Origin of the sequence: Brevundimonas sp. Root608 (genome assembly GCF_001427825.1) — a bacterium.
Taxonomy (GTDB): domain Bacteria; phylum Pseudomonadota; class Alphaproteobacteria; order Caulobacterales; family Caulobacteraceae; genus Brevundimonas.
In genome coordinates this window covers 273,502-298,075 of the sequence record NZ_LMGT01000004.1, presented here as the reverse complement: position 1 = coordinate 298,075, position 24,574 = coordinate 273,502, and the positions used below count along the sequence as shown (strand labels likewise).

Here is a 24,574-nt window from a genome sequence, read left to right as displayed (position 1 = left end):
TTTTCAGCGGCGGTCCAGCACGCGGAACACGAAGGCGTGGTCGTCCTTCTCTCCGGCTGGATGCGCCTCCGACGATACCTCGACAAAGGCCGCCTCGTCGAACGCCGGGAAGACCGCGTCGCCCTCCGGCTCGGCCTCGACCTCGGTGAGATAAAGCCGCTTCGCCCGCGGCAGGGCCTTTTCGAACAGGGCCGTGCCGCCGATGACGCAGATCTCGTCGACGCCGTCGTCCTCGGCCGTCTCCCGCGCGATCTCGATCGCCTCGTCCAGCGTCGTGCAGACCAGCGCCCCGCGCGCCGTGAAGGACTCGTCCTTCGACAGCACGATGTTCAGCCGGCCGGGCAGGGGCTTCAGCGGCAGGCTCTCCCACGTCCGCCGGCCCATGATGCAGGGCTTGCCGACGGTGATGGCCTTGAACCGCTGCAGGTCGCTGCGCAGCCGCCAGGGCAGGTCGCCGTCACGACCGATCACCCCGTTGCGGGCGCGGGCGACGACGAGGACGAGTTGGGGCAGGGGCAAGCGGACCTCGACGGAGACGGACGGCGGCCGGGCTGCCGCCGCCCGTTCTTACGCGATCAGACGACGGGTTCCAGCGCCTTGAAGCGGAACAGCAGCGCGCCGGGCGACGCGCCGCATGCTGTGGCTCAATGCGCGGGGCGCCGCCACTGCAGCACCGCCGCCGCGATCCAGAACCCCGTCAACAGTGCGAACATCACCAGAAAGTCGCTCGAAGGGGCCAACTGGTCGAGCTCTCCGGCGGGAAAATTCGGGGCGACCCTCGCATGGAACACCAGGAACTCGGCCTGCCGCGCCTCAAAGCTCTGCCATTGCCAGTAGCGACCGCTGCTGAAGAGCAGGGCGAGGAGCGACCAAACCACCGCGACGGTCCGTCCGGACAGGAATGAAGTCAGTCGCGAAGCCATTTCAGCCACTTCCTCTGCACGGCGGTCTCCAGATCGATCCCCGCCCGGTCGCAATAGATCAGCAGCATCCCCAGCACATCCGCCGCCTCGTCGCCCAGCTTGCCCGCATCGGCGGCGCCCCGCGCCCGCCCGCTCATGCGCAGATGTTCGGCGGTCAGTTCGCCCAGCTCCTCCTGCACCTTCAGCAGGGCCCAGTCGGCGGAGCGCTCGATGCCGTGCTCGGCGGCGTAGATGTCGGAGATGCGCAGGACGTCGGCCTGCAGACCCTTCAGGTCGAGCGACATCAGACCGCGACCGGCGCCTTGATGTGCGGCCACGGCTCGTAACCCTCCAGCACGAAATCCTCCAGCCGGTAGGCGAACAGGTCGTCGCGCGGGGTGATGGTCATGGTCGGGGCGGGCAGGGGCTCGCGGCTCAGCTGCAGCTCGGCCTGTTCGACGTGGTTCAGATACAGGTGGGCGTCGCCGAAGGTGTGCACGAACTCGCCCGGCTTCAGCCCGCACACCTGGGCCACCATCATGGTCAGCAGGGCATAGCTGGCGATGTTGAACGGCACCCCCAGGAACACATCCGCCGACCTCTGGTACAGCTGGCAGCTCAGCCTGCCGTCGGCGACGAAGAACTGGAACAGGCAGTGACACGGCGGCAGGGCCATGTCGTCGACGTCGGCCGGGTTCCACGCCGAGACGATGTGGCGGCGGCTGTTGGGATTGGTCTTCAGCCCCTCGACCAGCTTCGTGATCTGGTCGATCACCCGCCCGTCCGGCGCCGCCCACGAGCGCCACTGCTTGCCGTAGACCGGGCCCAGCTCGCCCTCGGCGTCGGCCCATTCGTTCCAGATGCTGACGCCGTTGTCCTTCAGCCAGCCGATATTGGTCTCGCCGCGCAGGAACCACAGCAGTTCGACGATGATCGAGCGCAGATGCAGCTTCTTGGTCGTCAGGACCGGAAAGCCCTTGGCCAGGTCGAACCGCATCTGCCGCCCGAACACGCCCAGGGTGCCGGTGCCGGTCCGGTCGTCGCGCTGCGCCCCGTTGTCGAGGATGTCGCGCAGCAGGTTCAGGTACTGCCATTCCGGATGATCCGCCGCGACGGCGCCCGTGCGGGCCTGCAGATCGGCGAGGGTGGCGACGGCGTTCATCCGTTCAGGTTGGACGCTGATTCGGTGAATCCCAATGCGATCGGTGGACACTTTGGCGTGCGGGCTGTGGACGCCCCCACGTCCCTTCTCCCCTTGGGGGAGAAGGTGGCCCGGAGGGCCGGATGAGGGGGCAGGTCGGTGCGATGTCCGTCGCCAGCCGGGCCTGAACCTGTTGCGGCCGGTGTGACTCGCCATCCCCCTCATCCGGGTGGCTCCGCCGCCAGCCTTCTCCCCCTGGGGGAAGAAGGACGCTGGATCCGCTGCGACAATTCCGTCGCCAGCCATCCTAATTCGCGCGGCCAACTCGCTGTTTTTCCACGACATCGTCCCGCCAAGAGCGTCACGAACCCGCCGCAGGAAGCCGCGCGCCCACAATGGAGTCCCTTGACCGGGAGGACCCCATGACCGACCTGACTGACACCGAACCGCCGCCGCGGGCCGGCCTCCGCATTCACCCGCCGGAGACCTGGGACCTCGCCCGCCGCGACTATCTCGCCGGCCACAGCGGCCCGGACGTCTGCGCCCGCTACGGCCTCGGCCTCGCCACCTTCCGCGGTCGCGCCGCCTCCGGCGGCTGGCGCCGGATCGACCAGCCGGCGCCGAGCCCGGCGGCCCCCATCGAGGTGGACGGCGACCTCGATGAGGCCGGCTATTTCGATCTGGCCGAGATGGCGGCCATCCATCTGCGCGAGGCCATCGTCAACGGCCGCGCGACCGAGGCCGCCACCTGGCTGCGCATCCACCTCCGCCTCCATGAGCAGTCCGCCGCCGAGGACGCCGCCCTGCGCGCGGAACGCAGGAACGATGAGTTGGACGAGCTGGACGGGTTGGACGGTGTTTTTTCCGGTGCGGAGTCTGTCGTCAGCCCCGGAACCCGTCCTGATCCAGAAACGCCTGCTCCTCCGGCGTGGTCTCCCGCCCGAGCGCCCGGTTGCGATGCGGAAAGCGGCCGAAGCGGGCGATGACGTCGTGATGGTGCTCGGCCCAGCGGTCGTCCGGGGCGCGCGCCATCCGGGTCTGGAACAGCTCGAGTTGCCGCGCCTGATCGGCCGCAACCTCCGAATGCTGCAGCGGCAGATAGAAGAACCGGCGGATATCGCCCTCGATCGCAAGGTCATGCCCGGCCGCCAGCGCCCGATCAGCGAACATCCGCGCCAGCGGATCGGTCGCGAAGGCGTGGCCGGTGTTGCGAAAGCTGTTGCGCGGGAACTGGTCCAGCAGGATCAGCAGCGCCAGTGCGCCCTCCGCCGTCCCGGCCCAGTGATCCAGTTCGCGCCGGGCGGCGGCGACGTGGGCGTCGTGGAAACGGCGGCGGAATTCCGCGTCGAAGGCGTCATCCTTGGCGAACCACTTTTTCGGCCCGGCCTCTTTCCAGAAGGCGACGACCTCGGAAGGCGTTATGTCTGTGCTCATGTCTGAACACCTAAGCACGCCACTCCCCGTCTTCCATGACCGCGACTGCGATCTGTCGATCATCCGCGGCAGGCGCGTGGCCGTGATCGGCTATGGCAGCCAGGGCCGCACCCATGCCCTCAACCTGCGCGACTCCGGCGTCAGCGACATCGTCGTCGGCCTCAAGGCGGGCTCGGCGACTCGCGAAAAGGCCGCCGGGGACGGCTTCCCGGTCCTGACCGCCGGCGAGGCCGCCGCCTCCGCCGACGTGGTCGCCGTCATGGTCTCGGACGAGGCCCATCGCGACCTGTGGGCTGACGAACTGGCCCCGGCGATGAAACCGGGCGCAGCCCTGGTCTTCGCCCACGGCCTGTCGGTGCGGTTCGGCCTGGTCCAGCCACGCGCCGATCTGGACGTCATCCTGGCGTCGCCCAAGGGCATCGGGCCGCGCATCCGCGACCTCTATGTCGAAGGGCAGGGGGTCTTCGCCCTGTTCGGCGTGCATCAGGACGCCACCGGCGGCGCCCATGCCCTCGGCCTGTCCTATGCGGCGGCGCTGGGCTGCGGCCGCAAGGGCATCCTTGAAACCACCTTCGCCGCCGAATGCGAAAGCGACCTGTTCGGCGAGCAGGTGGTGCTGTGCGGCGGGGTCGGCGAACTGATCGACGCAGCCTTCATGAAGCTGGTTGCTGCGGGTTATCCGCCCGAGGTGGCGTGGTTCGAATGTTTCTACGAGGTCAAGCTGGTCACCGATCTGATGTTCGAGCGCGGCATCGCCGGCGCCTTCGCCAAGATCTCCAACACGGCGGAGTACGGGGCCTATCTGACGGGGCCGCGCATCATCGGCGAACCGTCTCGCGCCGCCATGGACATGGTCCTGGCCGAGGTCCGCGACGGCTCGTTCGTCAAACGGCTGATGGCCGACTATGACGCCGGCTCGCCCGACCTGCTGGCCCGCCGCAAGGCGCTGGGCGAGCGCACCATCGAGGCCGTGGGCGCGCGTCTGAATGCGGTGGCGGCGAGGGCGGGGGATTGAGGCGGGGAACCTCGGGGCCCCGAAGGGCTGTCTCTCTTCTTTCCGGAGAAAGATGGTCGGAGTGAGAGGATTCGAACCTCCGACCCCTGCGTCCCGAACGCAGTGCTCTACCAGGCTGAGCCACACTCCGACTTGAGGAGGGGGCTTATAGCCACGGGCTTTCACCCCCGCAAGCATCGTTTCGCGGTCGGTGAAAATAGTCTCGAAACCGGTTCTTGCATCGCTCGCGGCCTTCGCGTATCTCGACCGCCTTCCGGCGCTTCGGCCCCGGATGCGCCGGACCTGCTGGGGAATGGTGTAATGGTAACACTCCGGTTTTTGGTACCGTCATTCTAGGTTCGAGTCCTAGTTCCCCAGCCATCCGCCTTCCCTGACATCGCTCGAGGCCTGCGTCCGAAACTGACGCAGGCGCATGCGAGGCTCGCCGAGGGATCGGTTGAGGCCTCATGGACGCTTCGCACTGCAGGTTTCAGCCGGACCGCCGGCTAGTGCGTCCCGGTCGTCTGGAGCGGCAGGCGGATGCGCACGCCCACGCCCGCGCCCGGCGCGGTTTCGATGTTCATCGATCCGCCGAGGTGTTCGACCAGTCCCTGGACCAGCGACAGGCCTTCGCCCGGCGTCAGCGCCCCGGCGCCGATTCCCGAATCGCGCACGACCAGGCTGACCCCGCTCACGGCGCGCGAGAAGGCGACCGCGATCAACCCGCGCCGGTCGTCCGGAAAGGCGTGACGGCAGGCGTTGGAGATCAGTTCGTGGGTGATGATGGCCAGCGGCAGCAGATGGCTGTCAGGCAGGAGCGTCGACTGGCCGCGGACGTCGATCCGCACTGGCCGGCCCTCGCAGGCCCGGCTCCAGAAGGCGGCGACGTCGTCGAGATAGCCGGCGAAGTCCAGCGAACCCTTCGCCGTCATCCGCCGACCGATCAGCTCCATCGCGGCGGTGACGTCGCTGAGCCAGGACAGATGCCGCACGCTCTCGGGATCGGTGACGCTGCGCAGACGGATGCCTACCAGGGTTTGCAGCAGTTGATAACCGCCCAGCAGGCGGCCTTGAAGCTCGACGAGGCGATCCTCGGCAATCGCGGCCATTTCGCCCCCAGACGCTCAAAACTCCGGTTTTTCTTAGCTGAGCCGAACCAAATATCCAATGGCGCGTTGGACTGTCCGCTACCCGACACAAATCGTGTACGAGTCGGTGCGCGTTGGGGGTGCTGCTTGTCGAATCCACCCGACCTTCGGGTCATGATCGTCGAAGACCAGGCCCTGCTCGCCATGGAGTTGGAGCTTGTGCTCGGGGAGACCGGCTGCGACGTCGTTGGCTGCGCTATGGACAAGGCCAGCGCCTTCGCCATCGCAGAGCGTGAACGCCCCGACCTGGCCCTGATCGACGTCAACCTGCTGGACGGTATGACCGGCCCGCAGATCGCCCAGCGGATGGTCAGCGAATTCGGCTGCGCCGTCGTCTTCCTGACTGCCAACCCCGAACAGATTCCCGAGGGGTTCGCCGGCGCCCTTGGCGCCGTGTCCAAGCCGTTCGACGAAGCCACCATCCAGGCGGTGGTCGTCTTCGCCCGGCAGTTCATCCAGCACCGGACCCTGGGCGAGACGCCGCGCCGATTCCGCCTGGCGCCCTGGCTGACCACGCCGCCGGCCGACATCGCGCCGCACTGAAAGCCCTCAGGCGAGGCCCCCGCCCAGGTTCAGACCGGGCGCCCGCGGCGGGGCGCCGTCGGGAGCCATGTCGAGCTGCATCAGGGTGACGTCCAGCCAGCGGTCGAACTTCCAGCCGACCTGGCGATAGACGCCCGCCTCGCGGAAGCCCAGCGACCGGTGCAGGGCGATCGAGACGGCGCTGGTGTCGCTGTCGCTGATTGCGCCGATGAGGTGCCGCAGGCCCATCGCCCGCGCCCGCTCGACCAGGCCGACCAGCAGCGCCCGGCCCACGCCGCAGCCGCGCGCATCCTCCTCCACATAGATCGAACCTTCGACGCCATAGCGATAGGCCGGCCGGGGTCGGAAGGGCGAGGCGTAGGCGTAGCCGGCGAACCGGCCGTCAACCTCGGCGACCAGCCATGGCAAGCCGTGGCGCTTCACCGCCGCGAACCGGCCAGCCATCTCCTCAAGAGTCGGCGGCGTCGTCTCGAAGGTCGCCGTGCCGCCCTGCACCTCACGGCCGTACAGGGCGGTGATGGCCGCAAGGTCGCCTTCGCTTGCGTCGCGGAGGAGGGGCGTCATGGTCGATTTCGCGGTCGGATCAGGCCCGCTCCCAACCCTTTTCGATCGCCCACACCGCGAAGGCGTAGTCGTGCGCGACCTCCTTCAGATAGTCGAACCGGCCGGAGGACCCCGCGTGGCCCGCCTCCATGTTGATCTTCAGCAGGATCGGCTTGCCCGAGGTCGTCGCGGGCCGGAGCTTGGCGACCCATTTCTCGGGTTCCCAGTAGGTCACGCGCGGGTCCGACAGGCCGCCCGTGGCCAGCACGGCCGGATAGGCGCGCGGCCCGACCTGGTCATAGGGGCTGTAGCTCATCATATAGTCGTAGGCTTCGGGATCCTCGATCGGATTGCCCCATTCGGGCCACTCCGGCGGCGTCAGCGGCAGGCTGGTGTCGCTCATGGTGTTGATCACGTCCACGAAGGGCACGCCCCCGATCACCCCCGCCCAGAGGTCGGGCCGCATGTTGTTGACCGCCCCCATCAGCATGCCGCCCGCCGACCGGCCCTCGGCGACGATGTTTCCAGCCCGGGCGTAGCTGCGAGAGATCAGGTGTTCGGCCGCGGCGATGAAGTCGGTGAAGGTGTTCTTCTTGGTCATCCGGCGCGCGCTGAGGAACCAGTTCCAGCCCTTGTCGGAGCCGCCGCGGACGTGGGCGATGGCATAGATCCAGCCCCGATCCACCAGCGACAGCCGGTTGGTCGAGAAACTGGCCGGAATCGGGGAGCCGTAGGAGCCGTAGCCGTACAGCAGCACCGGCGCCGAACCGTCGACCGGCGTCGACTTGCGGCGCAGCACAGTCACCGGCACCAGTTCTCCGTCGGGGGCAGGGGCGTTCAGCCGCTCGACCACATAGTCGGCCGGATCGTGCCCCGACGGAACCTCCTGCACCTTGCGCAGGGTCCGCGCGCGCGTCGCCAGATCGTAGTCATAGGTCGAGGTCGGCGTGGACGGCGAATTGTAGCCGTAGCGCATGATCGTGGTGTCGAACTCCGACGCCCCGCCCAGCGACAGGGAGTAGGCGGGCTCGTCCACGGCGATCTCGTGCTCGACCCCCGATCGGTCGCGGATGACGATCTTGGTATTGGCATCGGCGCGTTCCTGGCGGCCGATGAAGTCCTTGACCAGAGCCACGCCCTCGATGAACCGGCCCGGCGCATGGGCGACCAGGTCGATCCAGTTCGCCTTGCCCGGCGTCGCGGTCGGCGCCTCGACAATCTTGAAGTCGATCGCGTCGTCGGCGTTGGTCCGGATGACCCAGCGGTCGCCCCAGTGGTCGGGTTCGTACAGCCGACCGACGTGGCGCGGCTCCAGCAGGACCGGCGTCGCGGTCGGCGTCGCGGCCGGGATGACGCGGGCTTCCGCGGTTTCCTGATTGGCGATGGAGATCAGGATGAAGGCGTCGTCGGCGGTGCGGCTGACGCTGATGAACATGCCGTCGTCGGCTTCCTCATAGACCAGGCTGGCTTCGCCGCCCCGTACCGGGCGGCGAAAGATCTTGTCCGGCCGGCCGTTGTCGTCCCGATTGGTCCAGAATATCCACTGGCTGTCGGGCGAGAAGGTGAAGTCGCCGGTCGCCGAACCGATCGGATCCGGCAGCACGGCGCCGCTCGCAAGGTCCTTGACGTAGATGTGGTGAACCTCCGACCCCTGCGCATCCTCGGCGTAGGCGAACAGCGCGTGGTCCGGGCTGTGATCGGCGGCCGAGACCTTGGAGAAGGCCTTGCCCTCGGCCAGGGCGTTGGCGTCCAGCAGCATCTGCGCGTCGCCCCCGGCGCGCGGTTTGCGCATGTACCGGGGATGCTGATCGCCCGTCCGGTACTCGATGAAGTATTCCCAGGCGCCGTCGGGCGAGGGGACCGAGCTGTCGGCCTCCTTGATCCGCCCCTTCATCTCCTCGAACATCGCCGCCTGCAGGGGCAGGGTCGAGGCCATCATCGCCTCGCGATAGGCGTTCTCGGCCAGCAGATGCTCCTTCACATCGGCCTTGATGACGGTCGGGTCGCGCAGCACGGTCTGCCAGTTGTCGTCCTTCATCCACTGATAGTCGTCTGTGCGCACGCGCCCCAGCTGTTCGATCGTCACCGGGATTTTTTTGGCGACAGGGGGGACGGGACGATTCTGCGGCATCGGGGCTCCGGGCGTGCGGGCTGAAACGGGAAGGGCGCTCGCGGCCAGCGCGGCGGCGGAGGTGGCGAGCAGGTCGCGGCGGTTCATGGATGGCCCCTCGATTGAACGCGGACCTTGTGCGCGCCGGCGTCCCGCCGTCAAATGAACAAACGCCGCTGACCCGATGGGGGATGATGTTCGACCTTCAGACGCCCCCGGAACCCGTTCAGGAGCCGCCGCCCGCCGCCGGCCTGTCCCTTCCGGACTGGGATCTGACCGTCGGCCTGATCAGCGCCACGGTGCAGATCGACCAGATGAACGGCGACGGCACGCGCCGGGTCGGCACGGCCTTTCTGATCGACGCACCCCGCCCGGACGGCGAGCCCCGGACGGTGCTGGTGACGGCCCACCACGTGGTGTCGGGCATGAGTTCGCCCGAGGCGCGGATCGGCTGGCGGGTCGAGATTCCGGGCGGCGGCTGGCGTTTCGCCCCCGAGCCGCTGCGCATTCGCGACGCGGCAGGCGAGCCGGTCTGGATCAGACACCCCGACCGGGACATAGCGGTAATGGAGGTGTCCGCGCCGCCTGTCTTCGCCCGCGCCGCCATTCCGCTGGCCTGGCTCGCCGACCGGGACACATTGGACGCGTGGCAGGTCGGGCCGGGCGATGAACTGTTCACCTTGGGCTTTCCACGCGGCTATGCGTCGAACACGGCGGGGTTTCCGATCCTGCGCGTGGGGCGAGTCGGGTCTTGGCCATTGACTCCGATTGAGAGTTTTCCAGTGTTTCTTCTTGATTTTCCTGTTTTTCCGGGAAATTCGGGCGGGCCAGTCTTCTGGACTCCAGCGGCGCGCAAACTCCCGGGGACCGTCCAGCCCGATCATCCGTTCATCGCCGGAGTGCTGACATCCGAGGTGCGGCCCTCGGACGAACCGCTGGGCATCGGTCTGGTCGCCCACGCCAACTATGTGCGGGAGGCGATCGCTCTGCTGGATGCAAGAGAGAGGGCGGCGGCAGGACCTTGAACACCTCGCCCCGGGCCATGCTTGTTATGCGCATAAGATATATTATACGAAATGTTGCGCATACTCAGGCCCGATCGGCGCGCGCCTGCAGTCTTGCCGCCAGGCTCGACGTGTCCCATCGCGCGCCCCCCATGGACTGCACCTCGGAATAGAATTGGTCCACCAGCGCGGTCAGCGCCAGATGAGCGCCATTGGTGCGGGCCTCGTCCAGCACGAGGCCCAGATCCTTGCGCATCCAGTCGACGGCGAAACCGAAGTCGAACCGGCCTTCGGCCATCGTCTTCCAGCGGTTGTCCATCTGCCAGGACTGGGCCGCGCCCTTCGAGATGGCGTCATAGACCGCGCCGGTGTCGAGGCCTGTGACCTCGGCGAAATGGACGGCCTCGGCCAGACCCTGGACGACGCCGGCGATCGCGATCTGGTTGACCATCTTGGTCAGCTGGCCCGCGCCCGACGGACCCATGTGTTTGACGGCCTTCGAATAGGCCATGATCGCGGGTTCGACCTTCGCCAGCGCGGCCGCATCGCCGCCGGCCATCACGCTGAGCTGGCCGTTCTCGGCCCCGGCCTGACCGCCGGAGACCGGTGCGTCGATGAACGCCCGGCCCTGAGCGGCCGCCAGCGCCGACATTTCGCGCGCGACCTTCGCGGAGGTTGTTGTGTGATCGACGATGATCGCACCCGTATTCAAGTGCGGCAGCGCTTCGGTCACGACTTGGCGCACGTCGTCGTCGTTTCCGACGCACAGGATCAGCAGATCAGCGCCATCCGCCGCCCCGGCGACCGTCTCGGCGAACCGGCCGCCGCTGGCTTGCGCCCACGATCGCGCCTTGTCGGGGGTGCGGTTGAAGCCGGACACTTCATGTCCTGCATGAACCAGATGACGCGCCATCGGCCCACCCATGACGCCGAGGCCCGCGAAACCGATCTTCATTCCTCAGGCTCCGGAGCGACGCCGTAGCGGCCGCGATAATAGACAAGGGCGGCGCCGGGCGCGGTTTCAAAGGCCTGCACCGCCCCGACGATGGTCAGGTGATCGCCCATGACGATTCGCTCGGTCGCGACGCAGTCCAGCCGCGTCAGGGCGTTCTTCAGCCGCGGAGGCTCGGCGCTGGAGCTGTCGAACTCGTCCGACGACAGGCGGCAGACGCCCCAGGCGAACCGGTCCGACATCTCGCGGTCCTCGGCCGGCAACATGTGAACGGCGAACCGGTCCGCGGCGGCGAAGGCGTTGTGCCGGTCCGAGGCCCGATCCAGGCACCACAGCACCAGGGGCGGTTTGAGCGACACCGAGGTGAAGGAGTTGATCGTGATGCCGAAGGGCCCCTCCTCCGTATGCGCGGTCACCACGCAGACGCCGGTCGCGAAACCGCCCAGCGCGCGGCGGTAGGCCTGGACGTCGAACGCGGGATCTGAGGGCGTGCTCACACCGCGACGACTAGGCGAGGCCCGGCGCCGGAGCAAGACCGGACGGTATGGGAAACGCGGCCTTAACCTTGAGGCGTCCATCGTCGGGCCGAGTTCACCGCCGAGGCCAGCGTCCCATGTCCATGAGCGATCGCCCGATCCTCATCAAGAAGGTCAAGAAGGTCATTGGCGGCGGCCACCATGGCGGCGCGTGGAAGGTGGCCTATGCCGACTTCGTCACGGCGATGATGGCCTTCTTCCTGCTGATGTGGCTGATCAATACGACCGACCCGGAACAGAAGCGCGGCATCGCCGAATATTTTGCTCCGGCCAGCGTCTCGCAAACGACCTCGGGTTCGGGCGGCATCCTCGGCGGGACGGCGCTTGGCGACGACGGGGCCAAGGGATCGGGCTCGCAGTCGGTGATCAGCGAACTCGCGCCCGAGGCGCCGCCGGACGCACCGCCCGAAGCGGGCCAGAGCCAGAACCTCGCCGCCGCCAGCGAGGCGGCCCTGCGCGAGGAGATCGCCCGGCGCGAAGCCGCGGAGTTCTCCTCGGCCGCCGAATCGTTGCGTCAGGCCATGCAGTCGATGCCGGAGCTGGCCGAACTGTCCAAACAGCTGATCATCGACCAGACCCCCGAGGGCCTGCGCATCCAGCTGGTCGATCAGGAAGGCCGGTCGATGTTCGAGCAGAACTCGGCCCGGCCCAATCCGCGGGCCCAGCTGCTGCTGCGGACCATTTCGAAGGTCATCACCCAGCTGCCCAACCGCATTTCCGTCACGGGCCACACCTCGGCCGCGCCCGGGTCAAGCCGCGCGACGGGTCCGAACGACTGGACCCTCTCCTCCGCACGGGCCAACGCCTCGCGGTTGATCCTGCAGGCCGCGGGCGTCGATCCGGACCGCGTCTACCAGGTGTCGGGCAAGGCGGGTTCGGACCCGCTCTATCCCGACGATCCGACCCTGGCCGGCAACCGCCGCATCGCCATCGTCCTGCTGCGCGAGGCGCCGGTGCTGCCCACGGACACCAGCCTGTGACGGGCCGCCCCGCACGCGCGTGTGGGGTGAACGGGCTTGCCCCGCGGGGCGACGCGGGCGCAAATCGTCCGATGACGAGACGGCTGCCCCACTGTCGGCGAAATCGGATGCGGATGTAGCGCCGTGACCTTTGTTCCCCAGCGCCAGCTTCGTTTCTACATGACCTCGGTGGCCCCCTGCCCCTATCTGCCAGGGCAGACCGAGCGGAAGGTGTTCGCCAACCTGCCGTTCAGCGAAGGGGCTCACGTCAACGACGAGCTGACCCAGGCCGGGTTCCGCCGCAGCCAGAACATCGCCTACCGCCCGGCCTGCGAGGCCTGCGACGCCTGTGTCTCGGTGCGGCTGCCGGTGCCCGAGTTCGCCTTCTCGCGCTCGCAGCGCAAGGTGCTGAAGCGGAACGCCGACCTGTCGCGCGACCTGGTCGAGGCGGAGGCCACGACCGAGCAGTTCGATCTGCTGCGCCGGTACCTGAACGGCCGCCATCCCGGCGGCGGCATGAGCGCCATGAGCTGGCTCGACTATGTGGCCATGGTCGAGGACACGGCTGTCCGGACGCATCTGATCGAGTACCGCCTGCCGTCGCCCGACGGCGGACCCGGCGATCTGGTGGGGGTCTGCCTGACGGACCTGCTCGGGGACGGGCTGTCGATGGTCTACAGCTTCTTCGAGCCGGCGATGGAGGCCCGCAGTCTCGGCCGGTTCGCCATCCTGGACCACGTCCGTCAGGCGACGGCGGTGAATCTGCCGTTCGTCTACCTGGGCTACTGGGTCCGGGGCTCGCGCAAGATGGACTACAAGGCCGACTTCCGGCCCATGGAACAGCTGACCCGGCTGGGCTGGGAGCGGATGGAAGATCAGCCCGCCGCGGGCACCGAGGTTTCGTAGTCGGGCGGCTCCGGCGCGAAGCCGCTCCAGGGACCGGGATCCACCCCTCCCCCGAACTGGACCAGGGCGTCGACCCGCTTCTGGATCGGGGGATGGCTGGCGAACAGGCCTTCCAGGCCGACGCCATTCGGCTGGTTGTCGAGAAACAGCTGCTGGAGCTCGTCCGGCCCCTTGAGCGTCGACCGGCCCTCGACCTTGCGCAGCGCCGAGATCATGGCGTCGGGATTCTTGGTCAGTTCGACCGCACCCGCGTCAGCCACATACTCCCGCGAGCGCGACAGCATCATCCGGATGACGATGGCCAGAACGAAGCCGACGGCGGCGAAGGCCAGGCCGATCAGGACCAGCGGCATGGCGTTCTTGTTGTCCCGGCGTCCGCCGCCGCGTGAATGGATCAGACCCCGGAACACCAGTTCGGCGATGACGCTGATGATGCCCGCGAAGATCGAGGCGATCACCATGGTCCGCACGTCCTTGTTGATGACGTGGGTCAGCTCATGGGCCAGCACCGCCTCCAGCTCGTCGCGGGTCAGGGTGTCGACGAGACCCCGGGTGACCGTGATGCTGTACCGGCCCTCGTGCAGGCCGGTGGCGAAGGCGTTCAGGGTGCCGGTCTCGATGAGCCGCAGCGTCGGGGTGCGCAGGCCCCGCGAGATCGCGAGGTTTTCCAGCAGGTTGTAGAGGTCCGGTTCAGTCCGCCTCTCAACCTTTCGAGCCCCGGTCATGGCGTCGACCATGGCCTGGTTGCCGAAATAGGCGATGGCGAACCAGATGGCCGCCACGGTGAGGGCCAGGGGAATGGTGCCGCCCAGCCAGGACGCGGCGAGCGCCATGTCCTCGCCCAGTCCCCGGCCCGTCCCGGGCAGGAAGCCCATGCCCATGAGGATGAGCTGCACCCCGTAGATGATGCCCACCATCAGGACCGGGAAGCCTGCCAGCAGGAGGACCGAACGGGTGTTGTTCGCCCAGATGTGGGTCTGGAGCCCGACGGCGGCCATCAATGCGATCCCCTACGCCGTGAAGCTGACCTTGGGCGGCGCGGCGTTCATCGTCGCTCGGTCGCCCTCGCCGACGTCGAAGAAGGGCTTGTCGTGGCCGAAGCCGACCATGCCGGCGAACAGCACGGTGGGGAACTGGCGGCGCACCGCGTTGAACTCGCTGACGGCGTTGTTGAAGAAGCGGCGCGCGGCGGCCAGCTTGTTCTCGATGTCCGACAGCTCGCGCTGGAGCTCGAGGAAGTTGGTGTTGGCCTTGAGGTCGGGATAGGCCTCGGCGACGGCGAACAGACGGCCCAGCGTGGCGGTCAGCATGTTCTCGGCCTCGACCTTGTCGTTGACCGAGGTCGCGCCGGCGGCGGCCGCGCGGGCGGCGGTGATGGCGTCCAGGGTGCCGCGTTCGTGGGTGGCGTAGCCCTTCACGGTCTCGACGAGGTTCGGGATCAGGTCGTGGCGCTGCTTGAGCTGCACGTCGATGTCGGCGAACGACTGGTCGGCCCGCTGGTCCAGGGCGACAAGCTTGTTGTAGGCGCCGACGATGACGAACAGCACCACTGCGACGATGACGGCGATGACGATCAGGGTGGTCAGCATTGCGGTCTCCAGGACGGCCGAGCGTCGGCCAGGGCGCGAGTATCGCGCGACAACCGGGGGTCGGATAGTGAAATCGCCGACACCATTGGCTCCTTGCACGAAGAACGGCGTTCGTTCATCGTCGCGGCGGATTGGAGGCTCCCATGCGCATATTGGTTCTGGCCGGCGTCCTGACGGCATTGGCCCTGCCGGGCGCCGCCGCGGGTCAGGAGCGGTTCCTCGAAGAGATCCAGGCGGACTACGATGTCTCGGTGCGCTGCGCCGGCGTGTACGGCGCCGCCGCGACGGGCAAGTCGATGGAGCTGTTCGAGCACCATCCCGACGTCGCGACCTACCGGGGCCATGAGATGCAGTTCGTTCGCTACAGCCAGCGCTTCGGCCCCCAGCTGCGGATCCCCGATCCGGTGACCGAAGAAGCAATCAGCGATGTGCGGGGCGAGGCCTTCCGGCCGGCCCGCGAGGCGCTGTTCGCGCAGGATATCAACGGGTTCAACGCCGGGCTCCAGGCCTTGTACGCCCTGGTCCCGGCCTGCGAGGAACAGCGCGTGAGGCTGAGCCGGGCATTCGGAATCCCGGCCCCGCTCGACTAACGGAATTTCCTGAGCCCGCGCGGTCCCTGCCGCCCGGCCCCGGCCCGCTTGCCCAGCCAGTCCTTCCAGTCGGGCCAGTTGCGGCGGCGGGCGCCGCCGTCGACCCATTCAGGGCCGAGGGCGCTGTCGAACACCGCCACGTCGGCGAGGCCGCCCTGTTTGTAGGACTGCAGCTTCACCCCCTTGCCGCGGCCCATTTCGGGCAGTTCGGCGACGGGGAAGATCAGGGCCTTGATGTTGTCGCCGATGGCGGCGACGTGGTCGCCCGTGACGCGCAGGGCGGCGCGCATCTCGCCGTTCAGCACCTGTTTGCCGCCGCGCTTCTGGGCCAGCAGCTCGTCCTCGGGGGCGATGAAGCCGTAGCCGGCCTTGGACGCGATCAGCAGTTTCCCGCCGGGCTGGTGCATCAGCAGGTTCACGATCTCGGCCTTCTCGTCGAGGTCGATCATCAGGCGCAGCGGCTCGCCGTGGCCGCGGCCCGAGGCCAGCTTGTCGGCGCCGACGGTGAAGATGCGGCCGTCCGAGGCGGCCACCAGCAGCTTGTCGGTCGTATGGCCGGCGACGAGGAAGGCGAGGCTGTCCCCCTCCTTGAACTTCAGCTCGGACGGATCCTCGACCTTGCCCTTGGCGGCGCGAATCCAGCCGCGTTCGGAGAGGATGACGGTGATGGCCTCGCGCGGGATGAAGGCCTCCACCGAGGCGTAGGCGGACGAGTCCACGGCTTCGGCGATGGTGGTGCGGCGCGGCGACACGAGAGCCTTGCGCACGGCCTCCAGATCCTTGCCGACCTGCTTCCACTGTTTGGCCGGCGAGGACGAGAGCGACTGCAGCGCGGCAAGTTCGTCGGCGAGCGCCTTGTATTCGTTCTCGATCGTCATTTCCTCGATCCGCGCCAGCTGGCGCAGGCGGGTGTCGAGGATGAAGTCGGCCTGGAGTTCCGACAGGCCGAAGCGGGCGATCAGGACGGCCTTGGGTTGTTCCTCCTCGCGGACGATGCGGATGACCTCGTCGAGGTTGAGGAAGACGATCCGCAGGCCTTCCAGCAGATGCAGCCGCTTCTCGACCCGCTCGATGCGCCAGTGGGCGCGCCGGACCAGCACGTCGCGGCGGTGATCGAGGAAGGCCTGGAGGCAGGCCTTCAGGCCCATGACGCGCGGGGTGCCGGTGGCGTCCAGCACGTTCATGTTGATCGGGAAACGGACCTCGAGATCGGAGAGCTTGAACAGGCTCTCCATGAGGACTTCTGGTTCGACCGTACGGCTCTTCGGCTCGATGACCAGCCGGATGTCCTCGGCCGACTCGTCGCGCACGTCGCCGAGCAGCGGGGCCTTCTTGTGCTCGATCAGATCGGCGAGGTCGGCGATCAGCTTCGACTTCTGCACCTGGTAGGGCATCTCGGTGACGATGATGCGCCAGACGCCGCGGCCGAGGTCCTCGGTCTCCCACCGGGCGCGCAGGCGAACGCCGCCCCGGCCGGTCTCATAGGCGTCGAGGATGGAGGCGTGGCCCTCGACGGCGACGCCGCCGGTCGGGAAGTCGGGACCGGGAACGATGGTCGCCAGTTCCTCGGTCGTGGCGTCGGGACGGTCCAGCAGGACGTGGCAGGCGTCGATCAATTCGCCGACGTTGTGCGGCGGAATCGAGGTGGCCATGCCCACGGCGATGCCGGACGAGCCGTTGGCCAGCAGGTTGGGGAAGCCGGCGGGCAGGACGATCGGCTCTTCGTCCTGATCGTCATAGGTGGCCTTGAAGTCCACCGAGTCCTGGTCGATGCCCTCCATGAGGAGGACGGCTGCCGCCGTCAGCTTGCACTCGGTGTAGCGCATGGCCGCGGCGTTATCGCCGTCGATGTTGCCGAAGTTGCCCTGGCCGTCGACCAGCGGATAGCGCTGCGAGAAGTCCTGGGCGAGGCGCACCAGGGCGTCATAGATCGAGGCGTCGCCGTGCGGGTGATAGCCGCCCATGACCTCGCCGACGACCTTGGCGCATTTGCGCGCCGCCGCCTGCGGGTTCAGTCGCATCTGGTGCATGGCGTACATGATGCGCCGGTGCACCGGCTTGAAGCCGTCGCGCACGTCCGGCAGGGCGCGGTTGGTGATGGTCGACAGCGCATAGGCCAGGTAGCGGCGCGACAGCGCCTCGCTCATCGGCTCGTCTACGATGCGTCCGCCTTCCGGCGGCGGGGTGTGAACGGTCATGGGGTCCGAATCGGCGGTCTGGAGGCTCGAGTCTAGCGCCTAAAGCCGGCCCGCCTCGCGCAGCTTGTCGATCATCCACACCCGCGCGGACGGAATGGGCCTGTTCTGGGGGTGGAAGACAAACTGTTCGAGGAAATGGCCGGTCAGATCGAGGCCGGCCCCGACATCCCCCTCCCCCAGCCCCGCCTGGGCCCCCAACATGAAGGGCGGCAGGCTCAGCAGCTTGTCGGCATAGGGCGCGCCGGCGTCGGCGCTGACGGCGCGGCCGGTGCGCGGGCTGACCCAGACCAGGTCGTCCATGGTCCCGGTGACGGCGCAACGGCTCAGGTCCAGGCCGAAGCCGAGGTCCTCCAGCAGCCCCGCCTCGAAGCGCACGAAGATGGCGGGCCAGACGTCCGGCAGGGCGAAGGCCGACATCAGCGCCTCGAAGGCCAGGAAGGCGCCCGGATGCGGCTCCCGCTCCGGCAATGACCCTTGCGCCACCGCCGCAGCGGCGGCGAGGCCGGTCAGGGCCAGCGGATCGTCGAACAGGGCGCTGGGCCCCTCCCCCACCGGCTCCAGCCGGGCCGAGCCGAGGTGGTCCGAGGTCCGCGCCTTGTAGTCGACGGTCACCCGCGCCCCCGCCTGCAGGAAGGGCTTCATCCGCCGGGAGGCCCCGCCGGCGACGTAGGCGGCGCGGCGGCCGTGTTCCTCGGTCAGCAGTTCCACCACCACCCCGGTGTCGCCATGGGCGCGGGCGGACAGGACGAAGGCGTGGTCGGTGAAATCCATGCCGCAGGTGTTAGAGGTCCGGGCTGGAGTTGGCCATACGTTCCGTTTCAGGGGCGACGCCCACCACCAGACTGCGGCGTTGCGCTCTCCGCCGGGATGGAGACTCCCGCCCCTCCCAACCCGCTACTCTCGCCCCTGAATTGGCGACTTTCGCCCCTGCAAGGACCGCGTTCGAGGCCCGTCCGGAGCCCTGCGACCGCCTCTGACGCAGGCCTGTGTTCTAGTCCTCCAAAGCCCACAGGGCGGGGTCTTTGACATTATTTATTCCACGCCTCGCGCGCCTCGCGCGCCTCGCGCGCCCGGTTTCGCGCGGGGCCGGCCAGGCCGACAGGCCGCCCGAGATCCGCGTACATTTTTTCGAGAAGCATACGAGACTCTCGACCCGGTCCAGACCGTTCTCCCACTGCCTTTCGACGGAACCCGGTGGAGGGACGGTTCGGCGCCGGCAGGCGCGCGGTCTTGGAGGGAAATGCCTATTCGGCCGCCGCCCGAATGCGCGCCGTCATATCCCGCGCCAGGGCGTTCGGGATGGGGAAGGTCAGGGCGTAGAGGGCGACGCGCCAGCGGCCGTCGTCGCCGCGTACGAGCACACCCGTGCCCCGGCTGGTGCCGTAGGAGGCGCTGTCGAGCGCTTCGTCGAACCAGACCACGCAGCGGCAATCCAGCGGGGCCAGGGTCAGCGACCGGGACCGGGGCGTATAGGTCCAGCCCTGGCCGCGGTTGAAATAGGGTTCGGCGTAGGCGCGGAACTCGGCGATCGACCAGCGCTCGGTCAGGTCGGTGCCGATGTAGGTCGCGTCGGCTGTGAACAGGTCGAAATAGGCCGCCCCGTCGGCTTCGGAGGCCTCGCGATGCAGGGTGTCAAGCACCAGGGCCGCAGCCCGTTCCTCAGGGGTGTCGGCGGCCTCGCCCGGGGCGTCGACGATGGGCGTCGCGGCCTCGAAGGCCTTGATCTCGGTCGTCATCGCATTGGCGAGGTCATTGGGGATCGGATAGCTGAGGGCGTATCGAAGCACCCGCCAGTCGTCGCCCTCGCGCACCAGCAGGCCCTCACCGCGCGCCGTGCCGTAGGTGACGCTGTCCAGCACCTCGTCGAACCAGGCGACGCAGGCGCAGGGGTCGGGGGCCAGGGTCACGTGGCGCTCGCGCGCCGAATAGACCCAGCCCTCGCCGCGCGCGAACGTCGGCGCGGCGAAGCCGAGGAAGGCGTCGCGGTCCCAGCGCTCCGAGGTCTCGTTGCCGACCCAGACGAGGCCGGGGGCGAGGCGGCCGGCCCAGGCCGGGCCGTCGGAGCGCGCCGCGGCGGCGTGCATCTCACTCAGGGCGGCGGCGGCCTGCGCTTGCTGCGCGGACTGCAGCGACAGAGCCGCAACGGCGGCGAGCAACAGCGACATGGAATCCTCCCGACGGCCTTTCGCCTACGCTAGGCGTCCTCGCCGCTTTCGGGAACCGGATAGGTCGAGGGCTTCAGCACTTTCGCCAGGGCCAGCAGATTGCGCGCGGCGTTGCGGCCGACGCGGTCCGACCAGTCGTGGCCCTGATCGGTGTCGACATAGTCCGGTCCGGGCCCCGGTCCCAGGTGCCAGTAAGTCCAGCTCTGGGCCGGAATGGTGAAGCCCATATCGATCAGGCCCTGGCAGACGGTGGCGACGATGTGGTGGGCCCCGTCCTCGTTGCCCGTGATGACGACGCCGGCGACCTTGCCGAAGGCGACCGGGCGACCGCTGTCGTCGGTCTCGCCGAACAGGGCGTCCAGCCGCTCGAGCGCGCGCAGGCAGACGCTGGACATCTGGCCCAGCCAGGTCGGGGTGGCGAAGACGACGATGTTGGCGGCCATGATCTTCGCGTGAACGGCGGGCCAGTCGTCGCCCTCCCCTTCGTCGGTTTTCACGCCGGGCTTGAGGTTCAGGTCGACGAGGCGGATCATCTCGACCTGGGCGCCGCCCTTTTCGAGTTCGGCGAGGACGACCTTCGCCAGGGCCTCGGTGCTGGAGGTTTGGGGCGACGGCTTCAGCGTGCAGTTCAGGATCAGGGCTTTCATGGTCTTGCTCCGGCTGACTGATCCAATCGCTCGGGCGGGCCGGACGTTCCGGCGCTTTATTTAACTGAAGGGTTGACAAGCTCCGAACCGGCGCGCATTTAACCTGTGAGTTACACACGAAGTTCCCTGATGCAGACCGATCCCCTCTCAGCCAAATTCGCTGCCCTGGCCGACCCGACCCGTCGGGCCATCCTGGCGCGGCTGTGCGAGGGCGAGGCCAGCGTCAACGACCTGGCCGCGCCGTTCGACATGAGCCTGCCCGCGGTGTCGAAACACCTGAAGGTGCTGGAGAAGGCGGGGCTGATCAGCCGCGGTCGCGAGGCCCAGTGGCGACCCGCCCGCCTCGAACCCATGGGAATGAAGGGCATCGCCGAGTGGCTGGAACACTACCGCCGCTACTGGGACGCCAGCTTCGACCGTCTCGACGCCTATCTGAAGAAGATCCAGAAGGGAGACCCCGATGGCCCAAGAAATTGACGACAACCCCTGCCACACTGACGGCGTCGCCCACGAGCACGCCCTCGTGCTGCGCCGGGTGCTGGACGCGACGCCGGAGCAGATCTGGAAGGCGTGGATGACGCCCGAGCTGCTGCAGCAGTGGTTCGCGCCCAAGCCCTGGACGATCTCGGACGTACAACTCGACCCGCGGCCCGGCGGGGTGTTCAACTTCATCATGCACGGCCCCGACGGCGAGCGCTTTCCCAACAGCGGCGTCTTCCTCGAGGCGATTCCGAACCGGCGCTGGATCACGACCGACGCCCTGACGCCGGACTGGCGGCCCGCCGGGCAGCCGTTCATGGTCGCCACGGTCGAACTGACGCCGCGGGACGACGGCCGGACCGACTATGTCGCCACGGCGCGCCACTGGAACGCCGAGACGATGAAGCAGCACGAGGCCATGGGCTTCCACGAAGGCTGGGGGACCTGCGCCGACCAGTTGGCCGAGTTGCTGAAGACCCACTGACCTGCCCGACCCTCGACCGGACACGCCGAAGAGCCGCCCGATGACCTTTGTCGAAGCCCCCGCGACCCGTCCGACCCTGCAGATGCAGCGCTTCTTCGATGCGCCGCGGCCGCTGGTGTGGCGGGCGTGGACGAACCCCGAGGTCATGGTGCTGTGGCTGGGTCCGGTCGAGTGGCCGGCGGTCAGCGCCACCCAGGACCTTCGGGTCGGCGGCGAATGGCGGGCCTGCCTGCGTTCGCCGGACACCGGCCAGGACCTGTGGCAGGGCGGGATCTATCGCGAGATCGTACCCGACGAGCGGCTGGTCTTCACCTTCAAGTGGGACGAGTCGCACGAGGACGGCCCACCGGTCGACACCCTGGTGACGGTCCGGCTCAGCGACGCCCCGGGCGGCGGCACGCTGATGGACTTCACCCACGAGGGACTGAAGTCGGAGGCCAGCCTGACCGGCCACAGACACGGCTGGACCAGCACCTTCGAGCGGCTGGAGGCCTTCCTCGCCCGCGACAAGGATTCGTAGCCTCGGCGTTTGTTTCAACCGTTCAAGGGAGGACCGACCATGAAGATCGTGACCAGCCTCAGCTTCCGCGGCCAGTGCCGGGAAGCCTTCGAGTTCTACGCCCGGGTTCTGGGCGGCAGGATCACCGCCGCCTACCCCTATGGCGAAGGCCCGCCCGACATGCCCGTGGGACCGCAGTACCGGGACTGGCTGATGCATTGCTGGCTGGAGGTCGGCGATCAGGCGATCATGGGCGCCGACATGGATGTCGACTGGGCTCCGAACGTCGACAAGCCGAAGAACGGCTTCGACGTCACCCTGCACACCGGGGACGTGGCCGAGGCCCGGCGCTGGTATGACGCCCTGGCCGAAGGCGGCAAGACGACCATGCCGTTCGGAGAGACCTTCTGGTCGCCCGGCTACGGCGGGCTGATCGACCGGTTCGGCGTGCCGTGGATGGTCAACACCATGCCGGCGGAAGGCTGGAAGCCCCAGGGAGCATGACCGTCATGCGAAGGATCAGAACCGCCACCTTCGTCAGCCTCGACGGCGTCATTCAGGGCCCCGGCGGACCCGACGAGGACACGACCGGGGGCTTCGCCTTCGGCGGCTGGGTCTGGCCGTTCTTCGACGAGACGGCCGGCGGACTGATGCAGGAGGCCATGGGCGAGGACTACGACCTGCTGCTGGGCCGCCGGACCTATGAGATCTTCGCCGCCTACTGGCCGCACCAGAACGACGAGATCGGCCGCACGTTCAACGCCGTGAACAAATACGTCGCGGCCGGCCCGGAGACGCCGCTGGACTGGGCCCACAGTCAGCGACTGGACGGCGACCTCGCCGCCGCGGTGCGCGCGCTGAAGGCGACCGGGGGGCGCGACCTGCTGATCCAGGGGTCGAGCGAGGTCATCCACACCCTGCTGGCGCACGACCTGATCGACCAGCTGACCCTGCTGACCTTCCCGGTCATCCTGGGCGCGGGAAAGCGGCTGTTCGACGACGGCGCCCGCCCCCGCGCCTGGACGCTGACGAAGACGCGACAGTCGGGGTCGGGGGTCGTCGCCAACACCTGGGTGAGGACCGACCAGCCGCCGCGGACGGGTACGTTCGGCGACGACGATCCCAGCGCGGCCGAGCTGGAGCGCCGCGCGCGCTGGGCCCGGGAGGGCTGACAGCGGCCTACGCAGTCTTCCGGGCTGGCCGCGGCGGGTCCGGGCGCCTAGATCGGATCCATGGCCCCCTCACGCATCCGCTCCGCCGCCCTGCAGTCGAAGATCATGAGCGCGGAGGACGCCGCCGCCCTGATCCCGCCCAACAGCACGGTGGGGATGAGCGGCTTCACCGGCTCGGGCTATCCCAAGGTCATCGCTCCGGCGCTGGCCGCCCGCATCGAGGCCGAGCACGCCCGGGGTAACCCGTTCCGGCTCAGGGTCTGGACCGGCGCCTCGACCGGGCCGGAGCTCGACGGCGCCCTGGCCAAGGCGGACGGCATCGAATTCCGCCTGCCCTACAATTCCGATCCGATCGCGCGGGAGAAGATCAACAGGGGCGAGATGGAATATCTCGACATGCACCTGAGCCAGGTGGCGCCGATGGCCTGGCAGGGCTTCCTCGGGCCGCTGGAGACGGCGGTGATCGAGGTGTCGGGCATCCGGGAGGACGGTTCGCTGATTCCCTCATCCTCGGTCGGCAACAACAAGACCTGGCTCGACCGGGCCGATCAGGTGATCCTCGAGGTCAACTCCTGGCAGAACGAGGCGCTGGAGGGGATGCACGACATCTACTACGGCACCGCCCTGCCGCCCGACCGGGTGCCGATCCCGCTGATACGGTCCGACGACCGGATCGGACAGCCGACCTTCCGCTGCGATCCGGCCAAGGTCGTGGCCGTGGTCGAGACCCATTCGCCCGACCGCAACGCGCCGTTCGATCCGCCGAACGACGCGGCAAGAGCGATCGCCGGCCACCTGCTGGAATTCCTCACCCATGAGGTGAAGGTCGGCCGCCTGCCCGCTTCGCTGCTGCCGTTGCAGTCGGGGGTGGGCAATATCGCCAATGCGGTCCTGACCGGGCTGGTGGACGCCCCGTTCGAAAACCTGACGGCCTTCACCGAGGTCATCCAGGACGGCATGCTCGACCTGCTGGACAGCGGAAAACTGCGCGTCGCCTCGGCCACCGCCTTCTCGCTGAGCCCCGACGCGGCGGCGGACCTGAACGCGCGGATGACCGAGTTCCACGACCGGATCATCCTGCGGCCGCAGGAGATATCGAACCACCCCGAACTGATCCGCCGGCTGGGGTGCATCGCCATGAACGGCCTGATCGAGGCCGACATCTACGGCAACGTCAACTCGACCCACATCATGGGCTCGCGCATCCAGAACGGCATCGGCGGCTCGGGCGACTTCGCCCGCAACGCCTTCATCTCGGTGTTCATGACGCCGTCGACGGCGAAGGGCGGCCGGATTTCGGCGATCGTGCCCCACGCCAGCCACGTCGACCACATCACCCAGGACGTCCAGGTGCTGGTCACCGAACAGGGCCTGGCCGACCTGCGCGGCCTGTCGCCCAAGCAGCGGGCCCGGGTGATCATCCCCAACTGCGCCCACCCCGACTACCGCGACCAGCTGCAGGACTATTACGACCGCGCCCTCAAGGGTTCGTACGGCCTGCAGTCGCCGACCCTGCTGGACGAGGCGCTGGCCTGGCACCAGCGGTTCGTCGAGACGGGAACGATGCGGTTCTGACCG

The 24,574-nt window shown here is 68.3% G+C and carries 29 protein-coding genes and 2 tRNA genes; 14 read left to right on the top strand and 17 right to left on the bottom strand.

Going from position 1 to position 24,574, the window contains the following annotated elements; translation table 11 throughout:
- Nucleotides 1–3: 3 nt before the first annotated feature.
- From ASD59_RS07825 to ASD59_RS07810, 4 genes are all read right to left on the bottom strand, one after another.
- Complete coding sequence (locus ASD59_RS07825; protein ID WP_055830513.1) at nt 4–519, bottom strand: dihydrofolate reductase; 516 nt, start codon at nt 517–519, stop codon at nt 4–6.
- 125 nt (nt 520–644) lie between these two features.
- A complete protein-coding gene (locus ASD59_RS07820) occupies nt 645–923 on the bottom strand; it encodes a hypothetical protein (RefSeq protein ID WP_055830511.1) in 279 nt (92 codons plus the stop codon).
- Entirely contained in the window at nt 908–1,207 is a 300-nt protein-coding gene (locus ASD59_RS07815; protein ID WP_055830510.1) for a hypothetical protein, read from the bottom strand. The genes ASD59_RS07820 and ASD59_RS07815 overlap by 16 nt, the downstream gene beginning before the upstream one ends.
- A complete protein-coding gene (locus ASD59_RS07810; RefSeq protein ID WP_055830507.1) occupies nt 1,207–2,064 on the bottom strand; it encodes a thymidylate synthase in 858 nt (285 codons plus the stop codon). Before ASD59_RS07810 ends, ASD59_RS07815 begins: the two co-directional genes overlap by 1 nt.
- Before the next feature lie 401 nt (nt 2,065–2,465).
- Between ASD59_RS07810 and ASD59_RS14225 the strand changes: the two genes are divergently transcribed.
- Nucleotides 2,466–3,029: a hypothetical protein gene (locus ASD59_RS14225; RefSeq protein WP_056615043.1), complete on the top strand. Its 564-nt coding sequence runs from the start codon at nt 2,466–2,468 to the stop codon at nt 3,027–3,029.
- On the opposite strand, the gene ASD59_RS07805 is transcribed toward ASD59_RS14225, so the two are convergent.
- Nucleotides 2,926–3,477 (bottom strand): DUF924 family protein, encoded by a 552-nt coding sequence (locus ASD59_RS07805; RefSeq protein WP_055830505.1) that lies wholly within the window; start codon nt 3,475–3,477, stop codon nt 2,926–2,928. The two genes, ASD59_RS14225 and ASD59_RS07805, sit on opposite strands and share 104 nt — an antisense overlap.
- Between ASD59_RS07805 and ilvC the strand changes: the two genes are divergently transcribed.
- Entirely contained in the window at nt 3,476–4,492 is a 1,017-nt protein-coding gene (ilvC, locus tag ASD59_RS07800; protein WP_055830503.1) for a ketol-acid reductoisomerase, read from the top strand. The two genes, ASD59_RS07805 and ilvC, sit on opposite strands and share 2 nt — an antisense overlap.
- 53 nt (nt 4,493–4,545) lie before the next feature.
- Here the strand turns inward: ilvC and ASD59_RS07795 are convergent.
- Nucleotides 4,546–4,622, bottom strand: a tRNA-Pro gene (locus tag ASD59_RS07795).
- 156 nt (nt 4,623–4,778) lie between these two features.
- Here ASD59_RS07795 and ASD59_RS07790 point away from each other — a divergent pair.
- Nucleotides 4,779–4,852: transfer RNA gene (locus tag ASD59_RS07790), tRNA-Gln, on the top strand.
- Nucleotides 4,853–4,977: 125 nt separating this feature from the next.
- On the opposite strand, the gene ASD59_RS14375 is transcribed toward ASD59_RS07790, so the two are convergent.
- Nucleotides 4,978–5,580 (bottom strand): sensor histidine kinase, encoded by a 603-nt coding sequence (locus ASD59_RS14375; protein WP_055830501.1) that lies wholly within the window; start codon nt 5,578–5,580, stop codon nt 4,978–4,980.
- Nucleotides 5,581–5,706: 126 nt separating this feature from the next.
- On the opposite strand from ASD59_RS14375, the gene ASD59_RS14370 reads away from it, so the two are divergent.
- Nucleotides 5,707–6,162, top strand: coding sequence for a response regulator (locus tag ASD59_RS14370; protein ID WP_235561755.1), 456 nt, complete (start codon nt 5,707–5,709; stop codon nt 6,160–6,162).
- Between the two features lie 6 nt (nt 6,163–6,168).
- Here the strand turns inward: ASD59_RS14370 and ASD59_RS07775 are convergent, their stop codons facing one another.
- Together ASD59_RS07775 and ASD59_RS07770 are read right to left on the bottom strand one after the other, a co-directional pair.
- Nucleotides 6,169–6,726, bottom strand: coding sequence for a GNAT family N-acetyltransferase (locus ASD59_RS07775; RefSeq protein WP_055830498.1), 558 nt, complete (start codon nt 6,724–6,726; stop codon nt 6,169–6,171).
- A gap of 19 nt (nt 6,727–6,745) precedes the next feature.
- Nucleotides 6,746–8,923 (bottom strand): S9 family peptidase, encoded by a 2,178-nt coding sequence (locus tag ASD59_RS07770; protein WP_055830496.1) that lies wholly within the window; start codon nt 8,921–8,923, stop codon nt 6,746–6,748.
- An 86-nt stretch (nt 8,924–9,009) separates the two neighbouring features.
- On the opposite strand from ASD59_RS07770, the gene ASD59_RS07765 reads away from it, so the two are divergent.
- The gene (locus ASD59_RS07765) at nt 9,010–9,840 is read left to right on the top strand and encodes a trypsin-like serine peptidase (RefSeq protein ID WP_055830711.1); all 831 of its coding nucleotides are present in this window, start codon (nt 9,010–9,012) and stop codon (nt 9,838–9,840) included.
- Nucleotides 9,841–9,904: 64 nt separating this feature from the next.
- Here ASD59_RS07765 and ASD59_RS07760 read toward each other — a convergent pair whose 3' ends face one another.
- Nucleotides 9,905–10,774, bottom strand: a complete 870-nt coding sequence (locus ASD59_RS07760; protein WP_055830494.1) for an NAD(P)-dependent oxidoreductase — start codon at nt 10,772–10,774, stop codon at nt 9,905–9,907.
- Nucleotides 10,771–11,268, bottom strand: coding sequence for a flavin reductase family protein (locus ASD59_RS07755; protein WP_055830492.1), 498 nt, complete (start codon nt 11,266–11,268; stop codon nt 10,771–10,773). The genes ASD59_RS07760 and ASD59_RS07755 overlap by 4 nt, the downstream gene beginning before the upstream one ends.
- A 116-nt stretch (nt 11,269–11,384) precedes the next feature.
- On the opposite strand from ASD59_RS07755, the gene ASD59_RS07750 reads away from it, so the two are divergent.
- Together ASD59_RS07750 and ASD59_RS07745 are read left to right on the top strand one after the other, a co-directional pair.
- The gene (locus ASD59_RS07750; protein WP_055830490.1) at nt 11,385–12,287 is read left to right on the top strand and encodes a flagellar motor protein MotB; all 903 of its coding nucleotides are present in this window, start codon (nt 11,385–11,387) and stop codon (nt 12,285–12,287) included.
- A 123-nt stretch (nt 12,288–12,410) separates the two neighbouring features.
- Nucleotides 12,411–13,172, top strand: a complete 762-nt coding sequence (locus ASD59_RS07745; protein WP_369816548.1) for an arginyltransferase — start codon at nt 12,411–12,413, stop codon at nt 13,170–13,172.
- Here ASD59_RS07745 and ASD59_RS07740 read toward each other — a convergent pair.
- Both ASD59_RS07740 and ASD59_RS07735 read right to left on the bottom strand, forming a co-directional pair.
- The gene (locus ASD59_RS07740) at nt 13,142–14,170 is read right to left on the bottom strand and encodes a M48 family metallopeptidase (RefSeq protein ID WP_235561754.1); all 1,029 of its coding nucleotides are present in this window, start codon (nt 14,168–14,170) and stop codon (nt 13,142–13,144) included. The genes ASD59_RS07745 and ASD59_RS07740 overlap by 31 nt on opposite strands.
- Nucleotides 14,171–14,182: 12 nt before the next feature.
- Nucleotides 14,183–14,761 carry a LemA family protein gene (locus tag ASD59_RS07735; protein ID WP_055830486.1) on the bottom strand — a complete coding sequence of 193 codons (579 nt, stop codon included), beginning with the start codon at nt 14,759–14,761 and terminating at the stop codon, nt 14,183–14,185.
- A 143-nt stretch (nt 14,762–14,904) separates the two neighbouring features.
- On the opposite strand from ASD59_RS07735, the gene ASD59_RS07730 reads away from it, so the two are divergent.
- Nucleotides 14,905–15,351 (top strand): hypothetical protein, encoded by a 447-nt coding sequence (locus ASD59_RS07730; RefSeq protein WP_055830483.1) that lies wholly within the window; start codon nt 14,905–14,907, stop codon nt 15,349–15,351.
- On the opposite strand, the gene parC is transcribed toward ASD59_RS07730, so the two are convergent.
- The 4 genes from parC to ASD59_RS07710 form a co-directional block, all read right to left on the bottom strand.
- Nucleotides 15,348–17,549 carry a DNA topoisomerase IV subunit A gene (parC, locus tag ASD59_RS07725; RefSeq protein ID WP_055830482.1) on the bottom strand — a complete coding sequence of 734 codons (2,202 nt, stop codon included), beginning with the start codon at nt 17,547–17,549 and terminating at the stop codon, nt 15,348–15,350. The two genes, ASD59_RS07730 and parC, sit on opposite strands and share 4 nt — an antisense overlap.
- 39 nt (nt 17,550–17,588) lie before the next feature.
- Complete coding sequence (gene recO / locus ASD59_RS07720) at nt 17,589–18,320, bottom strand: DNA repair protein RecO (protein ID WP_055830480.1); 732 nt, start codon at nt 18,318–18,320, stop codon at nt 17,589–17,591.
- A 473-nt stretch (nt 18,321–18,793) separates the two neighbouring features.
- Entirely contained in the window at nt 18,794–19,714 is a 921-nt protein-coding gene (locus ASD59_RS13905) for a nuclear transport factor 2 family protein (RefSeq protein ID WP_082560111.1), read from the bottom strand.
- 29 nt (nt 19,715–19,743) lie between these two features.
- A complete protein-coding gene (locus ASD59_RS07710) occupies nt 19,744–20,361 on the bottom strand; it encodes a flavodoxin family protein (protein WP_055830478.1) in 618 nt (205 codons plus the stop codon).
- A 129-nt stretch (nt 20,362–20,490) separates the two neighbouring features.
- Here ASD59_RS07710 and ASD59_RS07705 point away from each other — a divergent pair, with 129 nt between their 5' ends.
- From ASD59_RS07705 to ASD59_RS07680, 6 genes are read left to right on the top strand one after another with little or no spacing between them, the layout of a single operon-like run.
- The gene (locus ASD59_RS07705; protein ID WP_055830476.1) at nt 20,491–20,838 is read left to right on the top strand and encodes an ArsR/SmtB family transcription factor; all 348 of its coding nucleotides are present in this window, start codon (nt 20,491–20,493) and stop codon (nt 20,836–20,838) included.
- Nucleotides 20,822–21,325 (top strand): SRPBCC family protein, encoded by a 504-nt coding sequence (locus tag ASD59_RS07700; RefSeq protein ID WP_055830474.1) that lies wholly within the window; start codon nt 20,822–20,824, stop codon nt 21,323–21,325. Before ASD59_RS07705 ends, ASD59_RS07700 begins: the two co-directional genes overlap by 17 nt.
- Before the next feature lie 40 nt (nt 21,326–21,365).
- Nucleotides 21,366–21,845: an SRPBCC family protein gene (locus ASD59_RS07695; RefSeq protein ID WP_055830471.1), complete on the top strand. Its 480-nt coding sequence runs from the start codon at nt 21,366–21,368 to the stop codon at nt 21,843–21,845.
- A gap of 39 nt (nt 21,846–21,884) precedes the next feature.
- Nucleotides 21,885–22,328, top strand: coding sequence for a VOC family protein (locus ASD59_RS07690; protein ID WP_055830469.1), 444 nt, complete (start codon nt 21,885–21,887; stop codon nt 22,326–22,328).
- A gap of 5 nt (nt 22,329–22,333) precedes the next feature.
- The gene (locus tag ASD59_RS07685) at nt 22,334–22,996 is read left to right on the top strand and encodes a dihydrofolate reductase family protein (RefSeq protein ID WP_055830706.1); all 663 of its coding nucleotides are present in this window, start codon (nt 22,334–22,336) and stop codon (nt 22,994–22,996) included.
- 60 nt (nt 22,997–23,056) lie between these two features.
- Nucleotides 23,057–24,571, top strand: a complete 1,515-nt coding sequence (locus tag ASD59_RS07680; protein ID WP_055830467.1) for an acetyl-CoA hydrolase/transferase family protein — start codon at nt 23,057–23,059, stop codon at nt 24,569–24,571.
- The last annotated feature ends 3 nt before the right edge of the window (nt 24,572–24,574 follow it).

What these genes read in the sequence shown, in the direction of transcription:
- ASD59_RS07820 (WP_055830511.1), bottom strand. Translation starts at nt 923, where the DNA reads ATGGCTTCGCGACTGACTTCATTCCTGTCCGGACGGACCGTCGCGGTG.
- ASD59_RS07815 (WP_055830510.1), bottom strand. Translation starts at nt 1,207, where the DNA reads ATGTCGCTCGACCTGAAGGGTCTGCAGGCCGACGTCCTGCGCATCTCC.
- ASD59_RS07810 (WP_055830507.1), bottom strand. Translation starts at nt 2,064, where the DNA reads ATGAACGCCGTCGCCACCCTCGCCGATCTGCAGGCCCGCACGGGCGCC.
- ASD59_RS14225 (WP_056615043.1), top strand. Translation starts at nt 2,466, where the DNA reads ATGACCGACCTGACTGACACCGAACCGCCGCCGCGGGCCGGCCTCCGC.
- ilvC (WP_055830503.1), top strand. Translation starts at nt 3,476, where the DNA reads ATGTCTGAACACCTAAGCACGCCACTCCCCGTCTTCCATGACCGCGAC.
- ASD59_RS07805 (WP_055830505.1), bottom strand. Translation starts at nt 3,477, where the DNA reads ATGAGCACAGACATAACGCCTTCCGAGGTCGTCGCCTTCTGGAAAGAG.
- ASD59_RS14375 (WP_055830501.1), bottom strand. Translation starts at nt 5,580, where the DNA reads ATGGCCGCGATTGCCGAGGATCGCCTCGTCGAGCTTCAAGGCCGCCTG.
- ASD59_RS07775 (WP_055830498.1), bottom strand. Translation starts at nt 6,726, where the DNA reads ATGACGCCCCTCCTCCGCGACGCAAGCGAAGGCGACCTTGCGGCCATC.
- ASD59_RS07770 (WP_055830496.1), bottom strand. Translation starts at nt 8,923, where the DNA reads ATGAACCGCCGCGACCTGCTCGCCACCTCCGCCGCCGCGCTGGCCGCG.
- ASD59_RS07765 (WP_055830711.1), top strand. Translation starts at nt 9,010, where the DNA reads ATGTTCGACCTTCAGACGCCCCCGGAACCCGTTCAGGAGCCGCCGCCC.
- ASD59_RS07760 (WP_055830494.1), bottom strand. Translation starts at nt 10,774, where the DNA reads ATGAAGATCGGTTTCGCGGGCCTCGGCGTCATGGGTGGGCCGATGGCG.
- ASD59_RS07750 (WP_055830490.1), top strand. Translation starts at nt 11,385, where the DNA reads ATGTCCATGAGCGATCGCCCGATCCTCATCAAGAAGGTCAAGAAGGTC.
- ASD59_RS07740 (WP_235561754.1), bottom strand. Translation starts at nt 14,170, where the DNA reads ATGGCCGCCGTCGGGCTCCAGACCCACATCTGGGCGAACAACACCCGT.
- ASD59_RS07735 (WP_055830486.1), bottom strand. Translation starts at nt 14,761, where the DNA reads ATGCTGACCACCCTGATCGTCATCGCCGTCATCGTCGCAGTGGTGCTG.
- ASD59_RS07730 (WP_055830483.1), top strand. Translation starts at nt 14,905, where the DNA reads ATGCGCATATTGGTTCTGGCCGGCGTCCTGACGGCATTGGCCCTGCCG.
- parC (WP_055830482.1), bottom strand. Translation starts at nt 17,549, where the DNA reads ATGACCGTTCACACCCCGCCGCCGGAAGGCGGACGCATCGTAGACGAG.
- recO (WP_055830480.1), bottom strand. Translation starts at nt 18,320, where the DNA reads ATGGATTTCACCGACCACGCCTTCGTCCTGTCCGCCCGCGCCCATGGC.
- ASD59_RS13905 (WP_082560111.1), bottom strand. Translation starts at nt 19,714, where the DNA reads ATGTCGCTGTTGCTCGCCGCCGTTGCGGCTCTGTCGCTGCAGTCCGCG.
- ASD59_RS07710 (WP_055830478.1), bottom strand. Translation starts at nt 20,361, where the DNA reads ATGAAAGCCCTGATCCTGAACTGCACGCTGAAGCCGTCGCCCCAAACC.
- ASD59_RS07705 (WP_055830476.1), top strand. Translation starts at nt 20,491, where the DNA reads ATGCAGACCGATCCCCTCTCAGCCAAATTCGCTGCCCTGGCCGACCCG.
- ASD59_RS07700 (WP_055830474.1), top strand. Translation starts at nt 20,822, where the DNA reads ATGGCCCAAGAAATTGACGACAACCCCTGCCACACTGACGGCGTCGCC.
- ASD59_RS07695 (WP_055830471.1), top strand. Translation starts at nt 21,366, where the DNA reads ATGACCTTTGTCGAAGCCCCCGCGACCCGTCCGACCCTGCAGATGCAG.
- ASD59_RS07690 (WP_055830469.1), top strand. Translation starts at nt 21,885, where the DNA reads ATGAAGATCGTGACCAGCCTCAGCTTCCGCGGCCAGTGCCGGGAAGCC.
- ASD59_RS07685 (WP_055830706.1), top strand. Translation starts at nt 22,334, where the DNA reads ATGCGAAGGATCAGAACCGCCACCTTCGTCAGCCTCGACGGCGTCATT.
- ASD59_RS07680 (WP_055830467.1), top strand. Translation starts at nt 23,057, where the DNA reads ATGGCCCCCTCACGCATCCGCTCCGCCGCCCTGCAGTCGAAGATCATG.